Here is a 19,482-nt window from a genome sequence, read left to right as displayed (position 1 = left end):
GGCCTGAAGAATCGTAAAATATCGGTAAAGTTTGTTAAAAGATGTTAGGTTGTAAGGGGATCGGGTTTCGGGGTGCGTGTTTCGAGATGCGAGTTTAACGTTTAATGTTGATCGTAGTCCAAAAAATACTTTATTACCAAAAATACTCTCATACTCTCAAACGCTATAACTCTCAAACCTCGAATCCCGCATCTCGCACCTCGCACCCCGAAACTCGCACCCACAAAAAAGCCCCGAAACCGAAATTCCGAGGCTGTATTCAAAGAACAGACAACAATTACTCACTGCCTATTACTCATTACTTATTAATTACCCTAGGTATGGATATTTGTAGTTCTTTGGAGAAACAAAAGTTTCTTTTACGCTTCTTACAGACGTCCATCTTAGAAGATTCATTTTAGAACCTGCTTTATCATTAGTTCCTGAAGCTCTACCACCACCGAAAGGCTGTTGTCCTACCACGGCACCCGTTGGTTTATCATTGATGTAGAAGTTACCAGATGCATTCTCTAAAGCTTTGTAAGCTTCGCTGATTGCGTAACGGTCTTGTGAGAATACAGAACCTGTCAATGAATAAGGAGAAGAAGAATCTACTAACTTAAGAGTCTCTTTCCAGTCTTGATCTTCATATACAAATACAGAAAGGATTGGGCCGAAGATCTCTTCTACCATACTTTCGTATTGAGGATTTGTAGTTTCAATTACTGTTGGGTGTACGAACCATCCTTTAGAATCATCCACTTTACCACCGATAGCTACAGTAGCTTCACCTGAAGCGTTTGCTCTGTCGATATATCCTTTACATTTTTCGAAGGAATTCTTATCGATTACAGCGTTTACGAAGTTAGAAGTATCTTCCGGAGAACCAATTTTGATGGTGCTCATCTGAGCTTCCATTACTTTTTTCACATCAGCCCAAAGAGACTTAGGAACATAAGCTCTTGAAGCTGCAGAACATTTCTGTCCCTGATATTCGAAAGCTCCTCTTACCAATGCAGTAGCTACAGCTTCTACGTTAGCAGAAGGGTGAGCAATAACAAAGTCTTTACCACCAGTTTCTCCAACGATTCTTGGATATGTTCTGTAGTTGTGGATATTATCACCGATCATTTTCCACATTCCCTGGAATACTTTTGTAGAACCAGTGAAGTGAAGACCAGCGAAGTCACGGTGAGCCAATACTTTTTCAGCAGTTTCCTTTCCATCAGTAAAGATCATGTTGATAACCCCTGCAGGAAGACCCGCTTCAATTAATACATCCATGATTACTTTTGCAGAATATACCTGCTTGTCAGACGGCTTCCAAACCACTACGTTTCCTAGCATTGCCATACAAGTCGGAAGATTTCCTGAAATTGCAGTAAAGTTGAACGGAGTTACCGCAAAGCAGAATCCTTCTAATGGTCTGTATTCAACACGGTTCCAGATTCCATTGTCAGAAACCGGCTGCTCAGCATACATTTCTGTCATGAACTCTACATTGAATCTTAAGAAGTCGATGAACTCACAAGCAGAATCAATTTCAGCCTGGTGTACATTCTTAGACTGCCCGATCATTGTTGCTGCATTAATTACATCTCTGTAAGGACCAGCCAAAAGATCAGCTGCCTTTAAGAAAATTGCTGCACGCTGTTCCCAGCCTAGTTCATTCCATTGCTGTTTAGCTGCCAATGCCGCGTTGATAGCGTCATCCACATGCTGCATACCACCCTGATAGTAGAACCCGAAATCATGAGCATGATCCTGTGGAGACTGAAGCTGTACTTTTGTTTCAGTTTTTACTTCTTTTCCATTGATGATCATTGGGATTTCTACCTTTTCAGCCCACATTTTTTTATACGTGTCGATAAGGCTTTTAACTTCCGGAGATCCCGGTTCGTATGAGTTTACAGGCTCGTTTACCGCTAATGGTACTTGCGAAATTGCTTTTGACATATTACGTTTTATTATTTTATTAAATTAAATAAGATGTGTATACAAATTTACAATAATTATAAAGAAAGAAAAAATGCCATCTGTTTTTGTCAAATAAAATATAAAATGAGTTTTCTGATGATATTTAAGCTTTTTTTGGTGATAGATTTTGTTAAATCCTGGTATGTTTTGATAATTCTTTAGCTTTTGGAAAAAAATGCATCGTTTTGTTATAATTATAGGAATTAGGACAATAAAATATTTGTCATAGTTTGAAAACAGTTATTAATTGCTGTAAATAAAGGATTTATAGAGGAGTGTTAAAATTATATAAATTCACATTTGTTGCGATTTTGAACATTTTAAATAATTTTTTTGATAGCCGGAGGGATAAGATTGTTCTAATTTTACACCATTATTAACAGGTATGAAAAAAAGAGTCTTATTTTTCTCTTTTGTGATATTTTTCTCAGCGTTGTGTGCAGGTCTTTTTGCACATAAAGGGAAAACTCAATCATACACTGATGTCCTTTCAAAAATTCATCTTTTACAACAGAAATCTGATCAGCAAACACAACCTGAAATCTATAGTTTTTCAGATGTCCAGGATGTGCAGGATTCCAATGACTGGGAGAAAGTAAAATTTGATTACTCAATACTTGCACAGCAGTGGTTGCACTATTTCTTTGCAGGTTACACTTACAATACACAGGTTGCGGCCGTTCAAAACCGCATTTATATTACAGCACCAAGATACATTCTGTATCATTCCCTGCAGATAGCGGGCTGCTAATTCTTTTTTAATTTTTAAATGATCTGCTATGGTTTGTATTCTCATGAGTACAGACTCATAAAAATCATTCCCAATTTACATTTTTGAACATGTCTGTTTGCCTTTACGGAGAGGTGAACCGGATATTGTTTGTCCAATTTTAAATAAAAATATTATGCACTTAACACCGAGAGAAACGGAGAAGCTTATGCTATTTCTGGCAGGCGAACTCGCTCTGAAAAGAAAGGCAAGAGGCCTTAAATTAAACTACCCGGAATCAATAGCTCTGATCAGTCACTTTTTGCTTGAAGGAGCAAGAGATGGTAAAAAAGTAGCTGAACTCATGCAGGAAGGAGCAAACCTTCTTACCAAAGAAGATGTGATGCCAGGCGTTTCAGAAATGATCCATGATGTTCAGATTGAAGCTACTTTCCCTGATGGAACTAAGCTGGTAACCGTACACAATCCAATCCGCTAATACTACTGATTATGATACCAGGAGAAATTTTTGTAAAAGAAGGTACAATTATCTGCAATGAAGGCAGAGAAACTGTAAAAATAAAAGTAACCAATACCGGAGATAGACCTATTCAGGTAGGTTCACACTTTCACTTTTTCGAAGTTAATAAAGCGATGAGTTTTGACCGTGAAAAAGCTTTCGGAAAGAGACTGAATATTGTAGCAAGTACTGCAGTGCGTTTCGAGCCGGGTGAAGAAAAAGAAGTGGAATTGGTAGAAATAGGAGGAACCAAAAAAGCAATGGGCTTCAATAATCTTGTCGATGGGCAGGTAGATTCTGAAGAACAGAAAAAAGTAAGCCTTGCAAAAGTTGAAGAGTTAAACTTTAAAAATCATTAAGATGAGCTTACACGTAGACAGAAAACAATACGCCAATATATTAGGTCCTACAGCCGGAGATAAAATAAGACTGGGAGACACTGAAATTATCATTGAAATCGAAAAAGATTTCACCCATTATGGTGACGAAGCCGTTTTCGGAGGAGGAAAAACCGTGCGTGACGGGATGGGACAAAATGTTACTGCTAAAAGAGACGAAGGCGTGCTTGACCTTTGTATCACAGGAGCCGTAATCATTGACCACTGGGGAATTGTAAAAGGAGATATCGGAATCAAAGACGGAAAGATTGTAGGAATCGGAAAAGCCGGAAATCCTGATACGATGGATGGTGTAAGTCCTAATATGATTATCGGGGCTTCAACTGAAGTTCACGGAGGAAAAGGGTATATCGTAACAGCCGGAGGTATTGATACTCACATTCACTACATCTGCCCTCAACAGATTGAAACATCTCTTTACAGCGGAATTACCACAATGATTGGTGGTGGTACAGGTCCAAATGACGGAACAAATGCTACAACGGTTACTCCCGGAAGATTTAACATGCAGAAAATGTTGGAAGCAGCAGAAGAATATCCTATGAATCTTGGTTTCTTCGGAAAAGGAAACTGTTCAGCTGAAGAACCTATTGAAGAACAGGTAGAAGCAGGTGCTTTGGGAGTGAAAATCCATGAAGACTGGGGAGCAACTCCTGCAACCATTGATGCCGCATTGAAAGTAGCCGATAAATATGACGTTCAGGTGGCCATCCACACGGATACTTTGAATGAAGGAGGGTTTCTGGAAGATACCATGAGAGCCATCAACGGAAGGGTAATCCATACTTTCCATACAGAAGGAGCAGGTGGAGGTCACGCACCGGACATTATTAAAGCTGCTATGTATCCGAATGTATTGCCAGCTTCTACCAATCCTACACGTCCTTACACCATCAATACCATTGATGAACATTTAGACATGCTAATGGTTTGCCATCATTTGAGCAAAAACATCCCTGAGGATGTAGCGTTTGCAGACTCACGTATCCGTCCTGAAACCATTGCAGCAGAAGATATCCTTCACGATATGGGTGTTTTCAGTATCATGAGTTCAGACTCTCAGGCGATGGGAAGACCAGGAGAAGTAATCACCAGAACATGGCAGACAGCGAGCAAAATGAAAGAGCAGAGAGGTGATCTGGCTGAAGATAAAGATAGTGGAAATGATAATTACCGTGCAAAAAGATATGTGGCTAAATATACCATCAACCCAGCTATAGCACATGGTATTTCAGAATATGTAGGCTCTCTTGAAGAAGGAAAGCTAGCAGATTTAGTAATCTGGAAACCCGCATTATTCGGAGTAAAACCGGAAATGATTGTAAAAGGAGGATTTGTTATTGCTGCTAAAATGGGAGATCCCAATGCTTCTATTCCAACACCTCAGCCAATTATCTACAGAAATATGTTCGGAGCTCACGGAAAAGCTAAGTTTGGTACTTGCGCGAACTTCGTTTCTCAGATTTCTATCGACAATGGAACAATCGCTTCTTATAAACTGGAAAAAATGATTCTTCCGGTGAAAAACTGTAGAAATATTGGTAAAAAAGATCTTATCCATAATGATAAGACACCTTTAATTGAAGTGAATCCTGAAAATTATAAAGTAACAGTGGATGGCGAATACATCACTTGTGAACCGGCAGAAACACTTCCTTTAACACAGCTATATTACTTGTTCTAAGATAAATTTTACGAATAAAACCTAACAGGTTTCAAAAACCTGTTAGGTTTATTTAACAACAAAAAAAGATTTATCAGACCATATTGTAAAACAATTATAGAACTAAGTTTAGAATGAAATATTTAAATAAAACAGTTTTTTCTCTTGCCATAGCGGGTGTGTCTATGCTTTCAGGACATCTGAATGCCCAGTTTCTGGGTGGACACAGGCTTAAAAGTGATGAAGACGGACCAAAAGGACAGTTTATGGTGTATGGTTCATTAGACTATTCTAAAATTACAACACCGTCAAGCAGCAGCAGTACCGTTTCCAGTGCACCACTTGGAGTAGGATACTTCATCAATAATAATGATCTTATCGGAGTTAATTATGCTTACTCGCAGAATACTGTTGACCACAATGTAGTATACAAACAAAATGAAGCAGGAATCTGGTATAGTCCTTCAGTAATGTTTGGAAAATATTTTGTGTTGATTGGTCAGGTGGATGCCCACTATGTTTGGGGACAGCAGCTTTCAACAGCAGCGGATGCCATGCAGAATTTTAACGGATTCCGTCTTCGTGCCTATCCTTTGATCGGAATCGTATTAGGAGGAGGCTGGGCACTGAAATTCAAATTTGCAGAACTTTCAATGCTTCAGACTAAAACAAAAGAAGAAGGCTGGACGAAAAGCTATGTAGCAGGAATCAGTGGTTCAACATTCGGGGTGGGAATCTCCAAAAACTTAGACTTCAGAAAAAAATCCAAAAATGATAATTAATCAAATCATAGGCAATCTTGCTGAAAATCCTTCGGAGAAAACCATTGACTATCTTGATCTGGAATGGTTTGAAACCACCAAAAGAATCCAGCGTAAAAAAACCAGACAGGGAATTGATATTGCCATCAAATTTCTCAGAGAAGGACAACGATTACGTGAAGGAGATATTCTTTTTGAGGATGCAGAAAAAATAATTGCAATCAATGTTCTGGAAACAGAAGCCATTGTGATGTCACCAGCTTCGCTGCTGGAAATGGGTACGGTATGTTATGAGATTGGGAATAAACATATTCCGCTTTTCATTCAGAATGACAAAGTTTTGCTCCCTTTCGAAATGCCGATGTTCAGATGGCTGGAGGCAAGTGGTTTCAAACCGGAGAAACAATCTGTGAAACTGCTGAATCTTCTTAAATCTAATGTAGAACCTCATGGACACGGCAGTCTGGGCTCCACAATTTTTACAAAAATTCTAAAAATGGCTGCTCCGAAAGATGAATAATATAAATTTCCTGTCAGGACTGCTTCACCTTGCAGATCCTACACTTCCCATCGGAGGCTATACTCATTCCAACGGACTTGAAACCTATGTGCAGGAAAGAATTGTCCATGATCTGGCAACAGCGAAAGAATTTGTACAGAATATGCTTCAGTACAATCTTAAATTCAATGACGGAGCTTTTGTGAAACAGGCTTATGAAGCGGCAGAAAAAAGTGATTTAGAAACATTATTGCTTCTCGACAATGAATGTAATGCGATAAAATGTCCAAAGGAAATTCGCCAGGCGAGCCAGAAACTGGGACTCAGACTGATTAAAATCTTCAAAAGAAGAGAAAGTTTTCCTTTTATGGAAGCTTTTGAGAAAGCTGTTCAGCATAAAGAAGCCAATTCTCATTACTGTATTGTGTTCGGAGTGTATGCTTATTTAATGAAAATTCCTTTGTATGAAGCCCTTTTAGGGTTCTATTACACTTCGGTTGCGGGAATGATTACCAATGCTGTAAAATTAGTTCCCCTTGGGCAATTGGACGGACAAGATATTTTATTCTCACTATATCCCGTAATGGAAAAGACAGTCTGGGAAACCATGGAGTTGGATAGGGATATGGTGGGACTTTGTAATACCGCTTTTGATATCAGATGTATGCAGCATGAAAGATTGTATTCAAGACTTTATATGTCGTAAGACAAAAGTAAAAAGGTAAAAGTAAAAAGATAAAAGGGAGGAAAGGGGAAGTGATGAATAAAGCTTGTAAAGCTAAGAAAATGAATGATTTATGACTGGGTGAGCGGTGTGCTTCTTAGCTCAATGAAATGCCTTTGCTCCCTTTATCATATTCTCAATTAATAAAAAAATATACGTGAAACAAGGTGCTCTTTGCTGAGTAAAACGCCCTTGCGATCGAAAAATATTCACAATCAAAAAACTTAGCGCTCATAGCGTTAAAAAAAAATAAAGAAAATGGAAAATAGAAAATACATAAAAGTAGGAGTGGCAGGACCTGTAGGTTCAGGAAAAACTGCATTACTGGAACGTTTAAGCAGAAAATTATTCGGGACTTATGATCTTGGAGTCATCACGAATGATATTTATACCAAAGAAGACGCTGAATTTATGGCTAAAAACAGTCTTCTTCCTCATGACAGAATTATCGGAGTAGAAACAGGAGGATGCCCTCACACCGCTATTCGTGAAGATGCAAGTATGAACCTTGAAGCGGTAGACGAGTTGGCTGCACGTTTCCCGGAAATCGAACTGGTTTTGATTGAAAGTGGTGGAGACAACCTTTCAGCGACATTCAGCCCGGACCTTGCAGATGTTACTATTTTCATCATTGACGTAGCAGAAGGAGAAAAAATTCCTAGAAAAGGAGGTCCTGGTATTACAAGATCAGACTTATTGATCATCAATAAAATTGACCTTGCCCCTCACGTAGGTGCCAGCCTTGAAGTGATGGAGAATGATGCCCGAAGAATGAGAAAAGGAAATCCTTTCGTGTTCACCAACCTGAAAACAGATGAAGGACTGGATAAAGTAATAGGTTGGATTAAAAAATATGCCCTTTTAGAAGAAATTGAAGAACCGAATTTGGTAAGATAAATGGATAGTCATTTAAAAATTATTGCAGGATTCAAGGGAGGAGAATCCTATGTGAAAGACCTTTATGTCTCACTTCCTTTCAGAGTAGTTTCTGTAGGACAGCGAAAAAGTGACAAAAAGCTCTATCAGATGGTGATGAGCTCCTCTCCGGGAATTCTGGATGGAGATCACTATCATTTGGAGGTTACCCTTGAAAAAGGAGCAGCGCTGCAGTTGCAGTCACAGTCCTACCAAAGGCTTTTCAATATGCAGGACAAAGCGCTTCAGGAGCTCAATGTTTCTATGGAAGATGAAACTTCTTTCGCTTATGTTCCTCATCCCATTGTTCCTCACGAAGATTCTAACTTTAAGAGTAAAGCAAATATTCATATCGGGAAAAACAGTCAGATCATCATCAGCGAGATCATTACCTGTGGGAGAAAACATTATGGAGAGGTTTTTAAGCTGAAACGTTTTCAGAATGTGATGGAAATCTATCACAATAATAAGCTTGTGGTAAAAGATAATGTTCTGATTCAACCTGATATGATCCCGATCAGCAGTATCGGAAACCTGGAACAATATACTCATCAGGGAACTCTGATTTTCTACAGTACAAAAGAAAATGTAGATAAAAACGGATTGATAGAGGAGATCGTTGAAGCCGCTGCGCAATATCATGAAGAAATGGAAGTAGGTGTTTCTGCAATGGAAGACAATGGTTTTGTGGTAAGAGCTTTAGGACACGGAGGTGAAATGATGTACAACTTCTTCCTGCATATTCAGGAGATTCTCTGGTCATTGGAGTAAAAGGAGACCCTTGTCAAGGTTCAAAACCTTGACAAGGATTCTTATATTCAATAGAAGCGGGCTAAAGCCCGCTTAACAAAAAGAAATCTTCCATTGGCTTTAGCCAAAACTTAATATAGAACAATGTAAATAATAGAAAATGGACAGTACAGTTTGGGCGCTTCTTCTGAGTGCCGTTTCAATAAGTTTTATACATACAGCTTCAGGGCCGGATCATTATCTGCCTTTCATTGTGATTTCAAAATCCAAAAAATGGAGCGGAATGAAAACAGCCATCTTAACCGTTATCTGTGGATTCGGACATGTGTTCAGTTCTCTGATCTTAGGTTTTATCGGAGTTTTTCTGGGATGGCAGCTGAATAAAATCTCCTGGTTTCAGGATATCAGAGGAAATTTCTCAGGATGGGCACTGCTGATCTTTGGAGGAGTATATCTGGTATACGGCCTTATCCAGGCGATCAGAAACAAACCGCATAAACATTTTGATGTGATGGGTGACGATGTATACGTATACGAACATAATCACAGTGAAATCGTAATGCCTCAAAAAAGAATAAAAGTAACACCACTTGTTCTGTTCATGATTTTCGTAATGGGACCAAGTGAGCCGTTGATTCCTTTATTATTTTATTCAGGAGTAAAACATTCAATGTCAGAAATTGCTGTACTGGTAACTTCTTTCACAGCGACAACCGTGTTGACGATGCTTGGGATGGTTCTTTTGGGACGTTATGGATACTCAACATTATTCAATACAGAAAAACTGGAAAGATATATGGGCGTGGTAAGCGGAGCAGTAGTAACCGTTTGCGGTGTGGGAATGGTCTTTCTTGGATGGTAGCGGGATTTGAGTGATAGAGTTTGAGGGTAAGAGGGTTTGAGAGATGAATTGTTTAAGGTTTAAAGTTTAAAGTTTAAAGTTTAAGGTTTAAAGTAAGGTTTAAAGTTCAAGGTTGTTATCCTTTCACTGATAATTGACAATTCACTATTCACTTGCGAAGCAAAATTGACTCTGCCTCCAATGTCTATCATCTATCATCTATCATCTATTATCTATCCGTCTATCATCTATCCGTCTCTTATCTTAATATCCACAAGCATTAATACAAATTAAAAAAACTATGGACGAATTTTTCAAAAAACTCCCCTTTATAGACAATGTTTTAAAAGGAATCGGGCAGATTATGCTCCAGGAAAACAGATGGACCGGACTTCTGTTTCTGATAGGAATCTTTATGGGAAGCTGGCAGTGTGGAGTGGCAGTATTGCTTTCAACAGCAGCCGGAACTTTCACTGCAATGAAGCTTAATTATGACAAATCCGAAATCAACGCCGGACTTTATGGTTTCAGTGCAGCACTGGTGGGAGTAGCGTTGGCTTTTCTGTTTCAGACAACGGTACTGATCTGGGTTCTTATTGTATTGGGTGGAGCGTTGGCTGCTGTTATTCAGCATTTCTTTATTCAAAAGAAAATTCCGGTGTTTACTTTTCCTTTCATCATTATTTCGTGGGTGTTGGTATTTGCACTGCATCACTTTACCCATATTCCACCTTCTGCAATGCTAAGCAGTGAAGTAATTCCTTCAGAATATGATGACTTTCTTACCTGTACCAATGGTTTTGGAGAAGTGATATTTCAGGGAGGAGTACTTTCCGGGATTATTTTCTTCCTGGCTGTTTTTATTAGCTCTCCGGTGGCCGCTTTATATGGATTGGCAGCCTCTATTTTGGGCGCAGGATTATCACAATTGAACGGAGAACCTATCAAAGAAATACACATGGGATTATTTGGTTTTAACGCAGTACTTTCCGCTATCGTTTTTTCCGGAGTTAAAAAAACGGATGGTTTATGGGTATTGATTGCTGTTCTTATCACCATTGCCATTGATGACCTGTTAATAGACAATCATTGCCTGGATATTGTGGGCGGAGTATTTACTTTCCCCTTTGTAGTGGGAACATGGATTACGCTTTTGATTCAAAAAGTATTTCTTAAAACAAAAAAATAAAAAGTTAGAGAGTCTTAGAGTTGGAGGGGGTGAGGATTTGAGAGTGAGACAGTTCAAAGTTTAAAGTTCAAAGTTTAAAGTTTAAAGTTTAAAGTTTTTTCACAATGATTGACAATTCACTTGCGAAGCAAAATTCACTATTGATATTCCTCTAACCTCTAGTTTCTAACTTCTAAAATTTAAATATAATTAAACTAAAAAATGAAAATAACAAAAATAGCAGCCGTATTTCTGGCTATGGCATTCAGTGGAAAAATGATGGCGCAGGAAGCAGAAAAACAGTTGCTGATAAAAGATGCAGATGATAAATTTCCCATTGCAGATGTTTTGGTGAAATACGACCACGGAAACAGCCATACCCATACTGCAACAGACGGAACATTTGCCGTTCCTGTAAAATCTCTTCCTGATACCCTTGTAATCAGCCGTCAGGGATACGATGAGGTAAAATGGGTGGTGACCAATGATGATGATAAAAATAAAGTTATTTTTTTACAGCATAAACCTTTTCAGATTTCTGAAGTAGCCATCAATCACAGTTCATTTCTGTCTGCTATTACAAAGGTTGATCTGAACAAGTTTCCGGTAAGCTCAGCGCAGGATCTGTTAAGGAAAGTTCCGGGACTGTTTATTGCACAGCATGCCGGAGGAGGAAAGGCCGAACAACTTTTTCTAAGAGGATTTGATGCCGATCACGGTACTGATGTAAGCGTTAATGTAGACGGAATGCCTGTAAATATTGTTTCCCATGCCCACGGTCAGGGATATTCTGATTTACACTTTGTAATTCCTGAAACCGTTAATAATATTGATTTTGGAAAAGGAGCCTATTACATGGATCGTGGGGACTTTAATACAGCAGGATATGTAGATTTTCAGACCTACAATGGATTGAAAAACAGTATGGTTAAACTGGAAGGAGGTTCTTTCAACTCCAAAAGAGTATTGGGAATGTTCAATATTCTGCATGATGATCTGGGACGAAAAAATGCTTACATAGCAGCAGAATACAATTATACAGACGGCCCTTTTGATGTAAAACAGAATTTTAACAGAGTCAATATCTTCGGAAAATACAACCAGTGGCTTACGGATAAAGACTATTTCAACATCCAGTTCTCAACATTCAATTCTTCATGGAATGCTTCCGGACAAATTCCGGAACGTGCCGTAGACGAAGGAATTATTGGGAGATGGGGAAGTATAGACCCTACAGAAGGTGGAAAAACTTCCAGAACAAACCTTCAGATGAATTTCAAACACATTATTTCTCCTTCTGAGCAGATTGATGCAATGGCTTTCTATTCAAAATACAATTTCAACCTGTATTCTGATTTTACCTTTAATTTAAAAGATAAAGAGCATGGTGATGAAATTCAGCAGACTGACGGCAGAAATATTTATGGAGCCGAAGTAAAGTATACAAAGACTTTTTCCTTGGCCAACAGTTCTTTAAACTGGACTTCAGGAATCGGATTAAGAAATGATGATATTAATACCTTACAGCTTAATCACGTGTATCACAGAGATCTTCTGCTGGACAGATTATCAGATGTGACGGGAACAGAAACTAATCTTCATGCTTATTCAGGATTAATATGGAAAACCGGAAAATGGACGATCAATCCGGCTTTGAGAGTGGATCATTTTATCTTTAATATGCACAATCTGCTGGATGTGGAACAATTGCCATCCGGACAGTCAAAAGAAGCAACAAGGTTGAGTCCAAAATTGAATTTCTCTTATGCTCAGAATGACAATGTGATGTGGTTTCTGAAAACAGGAATGGGCTTTCACTCCAATGATCTGAGAGTGGTCGTTCCCAATAAGAATGAAAATACCCTTCCATACTCTATAGGTGCAGATTTCGGGGTAAGATTACACCCGTTCAAATCATTGATTATTACTCCGGCATTATGGTATATGGATCTCCAGCAGGAATTTGTGTATGTAGGCGATGATGCTGTGGTAGAACCTTCCGGAAAATCAAGACGTTTCGGGGCAGATCTTGGCGTTCGTTTCCAGCCGTTGGAAAACTTTTATCTGAATGCAGATATCAATTATTCCCACGCTAGATTTACCGAAGAAGAAAAAGGTCAGGACTACGTTCCGCTGGCTCCGGTAGTCACCAGTACAGGCTCTGTCAACTGGGATTTCCTGAATGGTTTTTCTCTGGGGCTTCAGTACAGATATCTGGGAGCGAGACCCGCTGTAGAAGATAACAGCATCAGAACGAAAGCTTATTTTGTTAATGATCTGATGCTTTCCTATAACCGCCAGAAATGGGGTGCAAATGTTCAGCTGAACAATCTTTTCAATGTAAAATGGAACGAAGCCCAGTTTGCCACAGAAACGCAGTTAAAAGGAGAAGCAGAACCTGTTACAGATCTTACTTATACCCCGGGAAGTCCTTTTGGAGTGAGAGTAGGAGTGTATTATAAGTTCTAAAGAGGAGAGTGAGAGGGTGAGAGAGTTTGAGAGTAGAAGGGTTGAAGAGAGTAAATTATGTGTTTTGGGATACGTGTTTCGGGGTTTTTACTATTTACACTTTAGCTTTTTCACTCTTTTGCTTGCCTCCTTTGCTTTAAAATATTTTGTATAACTTTAAATAATCATAACAAGGATATGGAAGTATTATCCAATTTTCAATATAAAAAGCTTTTTCTTCCGAATATTGCGGACAAGATATTGGCTAACAATGCTGATATACAGCTGTATCGGATAGAAAATTATCTTAAAGGCATTCTGATGCCGGTGATTCCGTATCGTACCACTTTCAATTTTATTATTTTCGTTACCAACGGCCATATCAGACAGTATCTTGAAAATAAAGAATATCATGCTGAAAAAGGAGGCGTGATCTTTATTAAGCAGGGAACAATTACTGCAACTGTTGAATTATCAGATGATATTGAAGGATTCTTCCTTGCTTATGAAAATAATATTCTGTCTGAACAGGAACTGCCCAAGCATAAAAGCAGTATCTTTTTCATGACCCCTTTTCTGAATCTTGACAGCCTGACCTATGGTACCATTACTCAGCTTCTCCCGATCATGGAACAGGAATTGTGGTTGAATAACCTCAATGTTAATGATGTAGTAGTGACAATGCTTCATCTTATTTTAATCAAAATGCTCAGCACAGATTCTGACAATCATCACAAATCTGCAACCCGTCCGATGGAACTGTCTCTTCAGTTCCGTGATCTTTTGTTTAAATACCATGTAGGGGAAAAGAGAGTGGCTTTTTATGCTGATAAACTGTCCGTTACAGAAAGTTATCTGAATAAGTGTGTAAAAGGAGTAACCCAAAAATCTCCAAAACAATGGATCAATGAGATTGATATCAATTACAGCAAAGCATTACTTCACTCCAGTAAAGATATTGCAGAGATTGCCTACGAACTGAATTTTCATACCGCATCCCATTTTACCCAGCTTTTCAAAAAAATTGCAGGAATTACACCAAAGGAATATAGAATCCAGTTTTTGAATAACAGTAGGATTTCAGTTTGATATAAAGAATCGAATTTGTGTAATGTCAATGGTCAATTTTTGCTGCGCAAGTGAATAGTCAATGAATTGATGAAGTATAGAATAAAAAATTCACTGCGAAGCAAATTCACCATTCACTATTGATTGGGTTCCCTACATTCTCTCGTTTTCCAGGATCTTCAGAACCAATCTTTCTTCTTTCGTCAGATCAGATTTTCCGTCATTTTCTTCTATAACTTCAAGTTCATCAAGATATTTTTTGATGGTATTATTCTCATAAAGGTTGATGACTAAAGGATGAATATAATATTTCCTGCAGACAGCCGATGTATTTCCCAGATTTTCTGCAACGATATCCAGGGCTTCTTTTACCTTCTTTTTATATTCAGTGTCATTTTCCGCATATCCGATTTCTTTAAAAGCAATCAGGGCACTTACTGTTCCGGACCATGTTCTGAAATCCTTAGCTGTAAAATCCTCGCCACTGATCTCTTTGATATAGTCGTTCACCATTCCGGAATCTACAGAATGACGGTTTCCTTCATCATCGAAATATTGAAAAAGTTCTTTCCCGGGAATATCCTTACATTTCTGAATAAGCCTTGCCAGCCTTTTACTCCTGAGGTCAATCTGATGCATGACACCTTTCTTTCCTTTAAAAGAAAAAGTGATTTTCTGCCCGTTTATTTTTACATGTTTATCCCTTAACGTGGTAAGACCAAAAGAACCGTACAGCTTTTCATATACATTATTTCCAATACGGATATTGGTTCTTTGCATAAGGCTTACAATTAAGGCCAGAATTTTTCGTTTCTCAAAATTTCTCAGAGCAAGATCCTGTTCTACATGCAGCCGGATGTCCGGTAATGCATACCCGAACTGAAGCATTCTGTAAAATTTTGTATGATTTCTTAGAGCGCTCCAAAGAGGATGGTAGCGGTATTGTTTTCTTTGTTTGGCATCAAAGCCTGTTGCCTGAAGATGGCCGTTATCAAGAGCACAGATCCATACATTTTCCCAGGCAGGCGGAATCACCAGTTTATTGATCCTTGTAATTTCTTCTTTATCCTTTATTTTCTCCCCATCTTTATAATAGGAATATTTCTTTCCGGTTTTTTTTCGAATAATTCCGGCGGTTTCTGCATCGGTGGTATATACGAGATGTACCGCCTTTGCAGAAGCTTCCGGGTCCTTCATTATTTTAACAATTTTTGAAGGCTTAAGGTGAGAAATCATCTCCAAATCTGTATTCTTCTCCATAAAACATGGTTAAGAGTTTTTACCCTTCGAAAAAATCAGTAAAAGAATCCCTACTATCACACAGACTAAGATTATTCCCCACCACATTCCTGCCTTAAAAATCGTTTCTACGGCTTCACAACTTGTAAGTGTCAACAACATTAATATTGTAATACTGTAAAAGCTCCATTTTTTCATAGGTGTCAATTTTTGTGGGTGTGCTAAATTCGGAGTCGGTCAGCTCTCCATTTTTTGATAGACCTTTTAATTTCATCTCCTGAGATGTTTTCATGAAGCGCTCTGTATAAAAGCTCTTTGAATTCATCATCATAAGTAAATCTCAATGCAGCAATCTGATCGAATTTCAGTTTCTCAGCAGTTTCATCAGATCTTTTATTGAAAATCTCGAAATAACGCTGTTTAAATTCCAGAACTACCATACGGTTTTGAAGTCCCAGTGCATAATGCTGCCTTGTCATAAATGCCAGATAAAAAAGCAAAAAAATCACGACAGAAAACAGTAACCAGATCAGTTGATTTCCGGGATCATCCCAGATTTTATAAATTCCTAAAATCTCCAATATAATAAGCAATGGAAGATAAATAAAATGATGTGGCGGATAAAATTTTCTGTGGTTATTGTAGTTTTGCTGTTTCATGAAGTAGAATGCAGCAATAATCCTTCCAAAAATTTATTATTTTGATAATGTGGTAGTTTTTTTTACTTAAAAATGATTTATTTTATTAAATATGTTTAGTGGTTTGATTTTTTTTAGACCTCTTTAACAATAAAGAATTATTAAGCAAAATAGCGGGTAGATTTACCTTTCCGACATCAAATTTTTTGTAACTTTCGGTGGTTAAAAATAAAAAGAATGACTTCAAAGGAAAAAGTTGCTGCGCTTCGTGAAGAAATGCAGAAAAATAATGTTGATGCATTTATAGTATATTCTGCAGACCCGCATATGAGCGAATACCTTCCTGAAGAATGGCAGGAGAGAGCTTGGCTGTCAGGTTTCTTAGGTTCTGCCGGTTTCGTGGTGATTACCAAAGATAAAGGTGGACTTTGGACAGATGGAAGATACTTTACACAAGCTGCTATTGAGCTGGAGGGTTCCGGAATTGATCTTTTCAAAGATGGAATGGAAGGAACTCCCAATTATATCGACTGGATTATTTCAGAAATTCCAGCTGGTGGTAAAGTGGCAGTAAATGCAGTTGCAGCTTCTCATGCTAACTGGGAACTGCTTTCTCAAAAATTCAATTCCAAAAATATTACCCTGGCAGATGCTCCGCTTTTAAAAGAAGTCTGGAAAGACAGAGGAACTCCATCTGCTAATCCTATTTTCGTACATCCGATAGAAAGAGCCGGGAAATCAGTATCCGATAAAATCTCTGCGATCCGTCAGAAAATGGAAGAGCAGGAGGCTACTGTACACATTATATCAAGTCTTGATGATGTGGCGTGGACAGTGAATCTGAGAGGAAGTGATGTAGAAAGCAATCCTGTATTCTTAGGATATATTGTGATTACTAAAAATGATGCTGTTTTATTCACAGGATTAGAAAAAATGGAAGTGGCAGCCAGAAAACAAATGGATGATTCCTTTGTAAAAATGATGCCTTACGAAGAATTCTACAATTATCTGAAGACCTTCAAAAACGAAAAAGTTCTGGTTTCTCCGAACAGCAACCAACAGATTTTTGAAACATTAAAAACTGACAATCAGTTTATCAAAGCTCCGGTTCCTGGTAACCTGATGAAAGCTCAGAAAAATGAAACTGAACTGGAAGGTTTCAGAACAGTAATGGTAAGAGACGGAGTAGCAATGGTGAAATTCCTTTATTGGCTAACGCACAATGCAGGAAAAGAAGCGATGAATGAATATTCTATCGGACAAAAACTGAGAGGTTTCCGTGCAGAAGGTGAAAACTTTGTAGGAGAAAGCTTCGGGTCTATCGTAGGATATAAAGACAATGGTGCTATCATGCATTATTCTGCCAAAAAAGAAGGAAGCAAAGAAGTGACCAATGAGGAAACTATCCTGGTAGATTCAGGAGGTCAGTACCTTGAAGGAACTACAGATATTACAAGAACTTTTGCCTTAGGAACCCCTTCGGAAGAGTTTAAAAGAAATTCAACATTGGTATTACAGGGACTAATCCGTTTATCTATGGTGAAATTCCCGAAAGGAACAAAAGGAGTACACCTTGATGCCATTGCAAGACTTCCGCTATGGATGGAAGGGAAAGATTTCAACCACGGAACAGGACATGGGGTAGGAAGCTTCATGAATGTACACGAAGGGCCGCAAAGCATCAGAAAAGATCTGAATCCTCAGGAACTTCTTCCTGGAATGGTATGTTCAAATGAACCTGGTTACTATCTTGAAGGACACTATGGAATTCGTCACGAAAACCTGATTGCCGTAAAAGAAGCAGAAAAAACAATTCACGGAACATTCTATGAATTTGAAACATTAACATTCTGCCCGTTCTTCAAAGATACAGTAGTGAAAGAGATCCTTTCAGAAAGCGAAATCGCATGGCTGAATGGTTATCATAAAACATGTGAGGAAAAGCTTGCTCCATACCTGGAAGGAGAAGTTAAAGAATGGTTCCTTCAACTGGTAAGCCCTCTTTAATACAATCAATGGTGGAAAGTGAATGGAAATCATAACTTTACACCTTGAATGGTAAACATTAAACTGAATATTGTTAGATAATCCAAAAGTCCTGTAAGGTATTTCCTTCAGGGCTTTTCTTTTTATACAACCGTATTTTTACGGATATAATTCTAGGGATTCCACTGATGCGTAAAAAATAGGGTTCACCTATCTTTGTTACAACAAAACATCATTCATATCTTCATAAATAACTCAAGTAAATTCAAAACGGTAGATCATCTCGTCCTGAGATGATTTTTTTTTGTTATTAATTGAATTTTATCAATATGCTCTTACTTAAAAAGTGACTGCTACAAAAGTGTCATTCTGAACACAGACTGAAGGTCTGCGAACGTAGTTCAACAATGTAGTGAAGAATCTCATGTATTTGTTATTAATGAGATTCTTCCTTCGTCAGAAATCGAAGATTCGACGTAGTCAATGACATAGACCAAATTATTTCACTTTTGAGACGGTCTCTGTCTTTGCCCTCTTTACATTAAAACTCTGCAAAAATTAAAACTTTGCGTTTATAAACAACATTGCCTCCTTCTTTTTATTTATTTTCGCTGAAACTTATTTGATATCATGGAACGTGACTATTTTCGAAGCTTTAATCTGTTTTCAGAAGACGAAATTGAAGAATTTTTGAAATTTTCTGAGTTCAGGCTTATCCGTAAAAATGATTATTTCATACAGGAAGGAGAGCTTTGTAAGGAAGTAGGATTGGTGAAGTCTGGTATTTTCCGTTCTTTTTATACTTCTGATGAAGGAAAAGATATGACGTATTGCTTCCGGTTTCCCAATCATATGATCGCTGCCTATTCCTCATTTGTATCCGGATGTCCCAGTAAAGAAAGTATGCAGGCTATTACCAATGCTGAGGTGATTATTATTAAAAAAGAAGCGGTAGATGAACTGGTGAAGAATAGCATAAACTGGACGAAATTTTTAAAGATTATTGCAGAGCAGGAATATCTTGAACTTGAAACACGGTTTTTTCAGCTTCAGAGAAACAGCGCAGCCCAACGGTACGAAACATTAGTAAAGAATCATCCTGATTATATTCAAAACATTCCATTGCAGTACCTGGCTTCCTATCTTGGCATTACCCAAAGACACCTGAGCCGTATCAGAAAGGAAATTTCTTTTTAGAC

Annotated in this window: 18 protein-coding genes; 15 read left to right on the top strand and 3 right to left on the bottom strand. The window is 38.1% G+C overall.

Annotation, left to right across the window (positions count from 1 at the left end):
* Positions 1 to 309: 309 nt before the first annotated feature.
* Positions 310 to 1,935: an L-glutamate gamma-semialdehyde dehydrogenase gene (gene pruA / locus NK356_RS17185; protein ID WP_034697263.1), complete on the bottom strand. Its 1,626-nt coding sequence runs from the start codon at positions 1,933 to 1,935 to the stop codon at positions 310 to 312.
* A gap of 406 nt (positions 1,936 to 2,341) precedes the next feature.
* Between pruA and NK356_RS17180 the strand changes: the two genes are divergently transcribed.
* The 13 genes from NK356_RS17180 to NK356_RS17120 all read left to right on the top strand — a co-directional run bounded on the left by NK356_RS17180 (position 2,342) and on the right by NK356_RS17120 (position 14,441).
* Positions 2,342 to 2,707, top strand: a complete 366-nt coding sequence (locus tag NK356_RS17180; protein ID WP_034697262.1) for a hypothetical protein — start codon at positions 2,342 to 2,344, stop codon at positions 2,705 to 2,707.
* Between the two features lie 154 nt (positions 2,708 to 2,861).
* Positions 2,862 to 3,164 (top strand): urease subunit gamma, encoded by a 303-nt coding sequence (ureA, locus tag NK356_RS17175; protein ID WP_034697260.1) that lies wholly within the window; start codon positions 2,862 to 2,864, stop codon positions 3,162 to 3,164.
* A gap of 11 nt (positions 3,165 to 3,175) precedes the next feature.
* Positions 3,176 to 3,544 carry an urease subunit beta gene (gene ureB, locus NK356_RS17170; RefSeq protein ID WP_034697259.1) on the top strand — a complete coding sequence of 123 codons (369 nt, stop codon included), beginning with the start codon at positions 3,176 to 3,178 and terminating at the stop codon, positions 3,542 to 3,544.
* Position 3,545: 1 nt separating this feature from the next.
* The gene (ureC, locus tag NK356_RS17165; RefSeq protein WP_253317554.1) at positions 3,546 to 5,267 is read left to right on the top strand and encodes an urease subunit alpha; all 1,722 of its coding nucleotides are present in this window, start codon (positions 3,546 to 3,548) and stop codon (positions 5,265 to 5,267) included.
* Positions 5,268 to 5,380: 113 nt separating this feature from the next.
* Positions 5,381 to 6,028 carry a hypothetical protein gene (locus tag NK356_RS17160; protein WP_253317553.1) on the top strand — a complete coding sequence of 216 codons (648 nt, stop codon included), beginning with the start codon at positions 5,381 to 5,383 and terminating at the stop codon, positions 6,026 to 6,028.
* Positions 6,018 to 6,527 (top strand): urease accessory protein UreE, encoded by a 510-nt coding sequence (gene ureE / locus NK356_RS17155; protein WP_034697256.1) that lies wholly within the window; start codon positions 6,018 to 6,020, stop codon positions 6,525 to 6,527. The genes NK356_RS17160 and ureE overlap by 11 nt, the downstream gene beginning before the upstream one ends.
* On the top strand, positions 6,520 to 7,212 hold the full coding sequence (locus tag NK356_RS17150) for an urease accessory protein UreF (RefSeq protein WP_253317552.1): 693 nt from the start codon (positions 6,520 to 6,522) through the stop codon (positions 7,210 to 7,212). The genes ureE and NK356_RS17150 overlap by 8 nt, the downstream gene beginning before the upstream one ends.
* Positions 7,213 to 7,488: 276 nt before the next feature.
* A complete protein-coding gene (ureG, locus tag NK356_RS17145) occupies positions 7,489 to 8,127 on the top strand; it encodes an urease accessory protein UreG (protein ID WP_034697252.1) in 639 nt (212 codons plus the stop codon).
* A complete protein-coding gene (locus tag NK356_RS17140) occupies positions 8,128 to 8,916 on the top strand; it encodes an urease accessory protein UreD (RefSeq protein WP_034697251.1) in 789 nt (262 codons plus the stop codon).
* Between the two features lie 139 nt (positions 8,917 to 9,055).
* Positions 9,056 to 9,757, top strand: coding sequence for a hypothetical protein (locus NK356_RS17135; protein ID WP_034697250.1), 702 nt, complete (start codon positions 9,056 to 9,058; stop codon positions 9,755 to 9,757).
* 280 nt (positions 9,758 to 10,037) lie between these two features.
* A complete protein-coding gene (locus tag NK356_RS17130) occupies positions 10,038 to 10,925 on the top strand; it encodes an urea transporter (RefSeq protein ID WP_253317551.1) in 888 nt (295 codons plus the stop codon).
* Positions 10,926 to 11,126: 201 nt separating this feature from the next.
* On the top strand, positions 11,127 to 13,373 hold the full coding sequence (locus NK356_RS17125) for a TonB-dependent receptor plug domain-containing protein (protein ID WP_253317550.1): 2,247 nt from the start codon (positions 11,127 to 11,129) through the stop codon (positions 13,371 to 13,373).
* A 177-nt stretch (positions 13,374 to 13,550) separates the two neighbouring features.
* A complete protein-coding gene (locus tag NK356_RS17120) occupies positions 13,551 to 14,441 on the top strand; it encodes a helix-turn-helix domain-containing protein (protein WP_034697247.1) in 891 nt (296 codons plus the stop codon).
* A gap of 132 nt (positions 14,442 to 14,573) precedes the next feature.
* On the opposite strand, the gene NK356_RS17115 is transcribed toward NK356_RS17120, so the two are convergent.
* Both NK356_RS17115 and NK356_RS17110 read right to left on the bottom strand, forming a co-directional pair.
* Positions 14,574 to 15,680: a DNA topoisomerase IB gene (locus NK356_RS17115; protein WP_253317549.1), complete on the bottom strand. Its 1,107-nt coding sequence runs from the start codon at positions 15,678 to 15,680 to the stop codon at positions 14,574 to 14,576.
* A gap of 200 nt (positions 15,681 to 15,880) precedes the next feature.
* Complete coding sequence (locus NK356_RS17110) at positions 15,881 to 16,318, bottom strand: DUF6526 family protein (RefSeq protein ID WP_253317548.1); 438 nt, start codon at positions 16,316 to 16,318, stop codon at positions 15,881 to 15,883.
* Positions 16,319 to 16,534: 216 nt separating this feature from the next.
* Between NK356_RS17110 and NK356_RS17105 the strand changes: the two genes are divergently transcribed.
* Positions 16,535 to 18,304: an aminopeptidase P family protein gene (locus NK356_RS17105; protein ID WP_253317547.1), complete on the top strand. Its 1,770-nt coding sequence runs from the start codon at positions 16,535 to 16,537 to the stop codon at positions 18,302 to 18,304.
* Between the two features lie 609 nt (positions 18,305 to 18,913).
* Complete coding sequence (locus tag NK356_RS17100; protein WP_034697242.1) at positions 18,914 to 19,480, top strand: Crp/Fnr family transcriptional regulator; 567 nt, start codon at positions 18,914 to 18,916, stop codon at positions 19,478 to 19,480.
* Positions 19,481 to 19,482: the final 2 nt, after the last annotated feature.

The sequence above is a fragment of the Chryseobacterium sp. S0630 genome, from assembly GCF_024158915.1.
In the GTDB taxonomy this organism is placed as follows: domain Bacteria; phylum Bacteroidota; class Bacteroidia; order Flavobacteriales; family Weeksellaceae; genus Chryseobacterium.
Note: the sequence above shows the minus strand (reverse complement) of the source record. Positions and strands in the feature narration are given on the sequence as shown.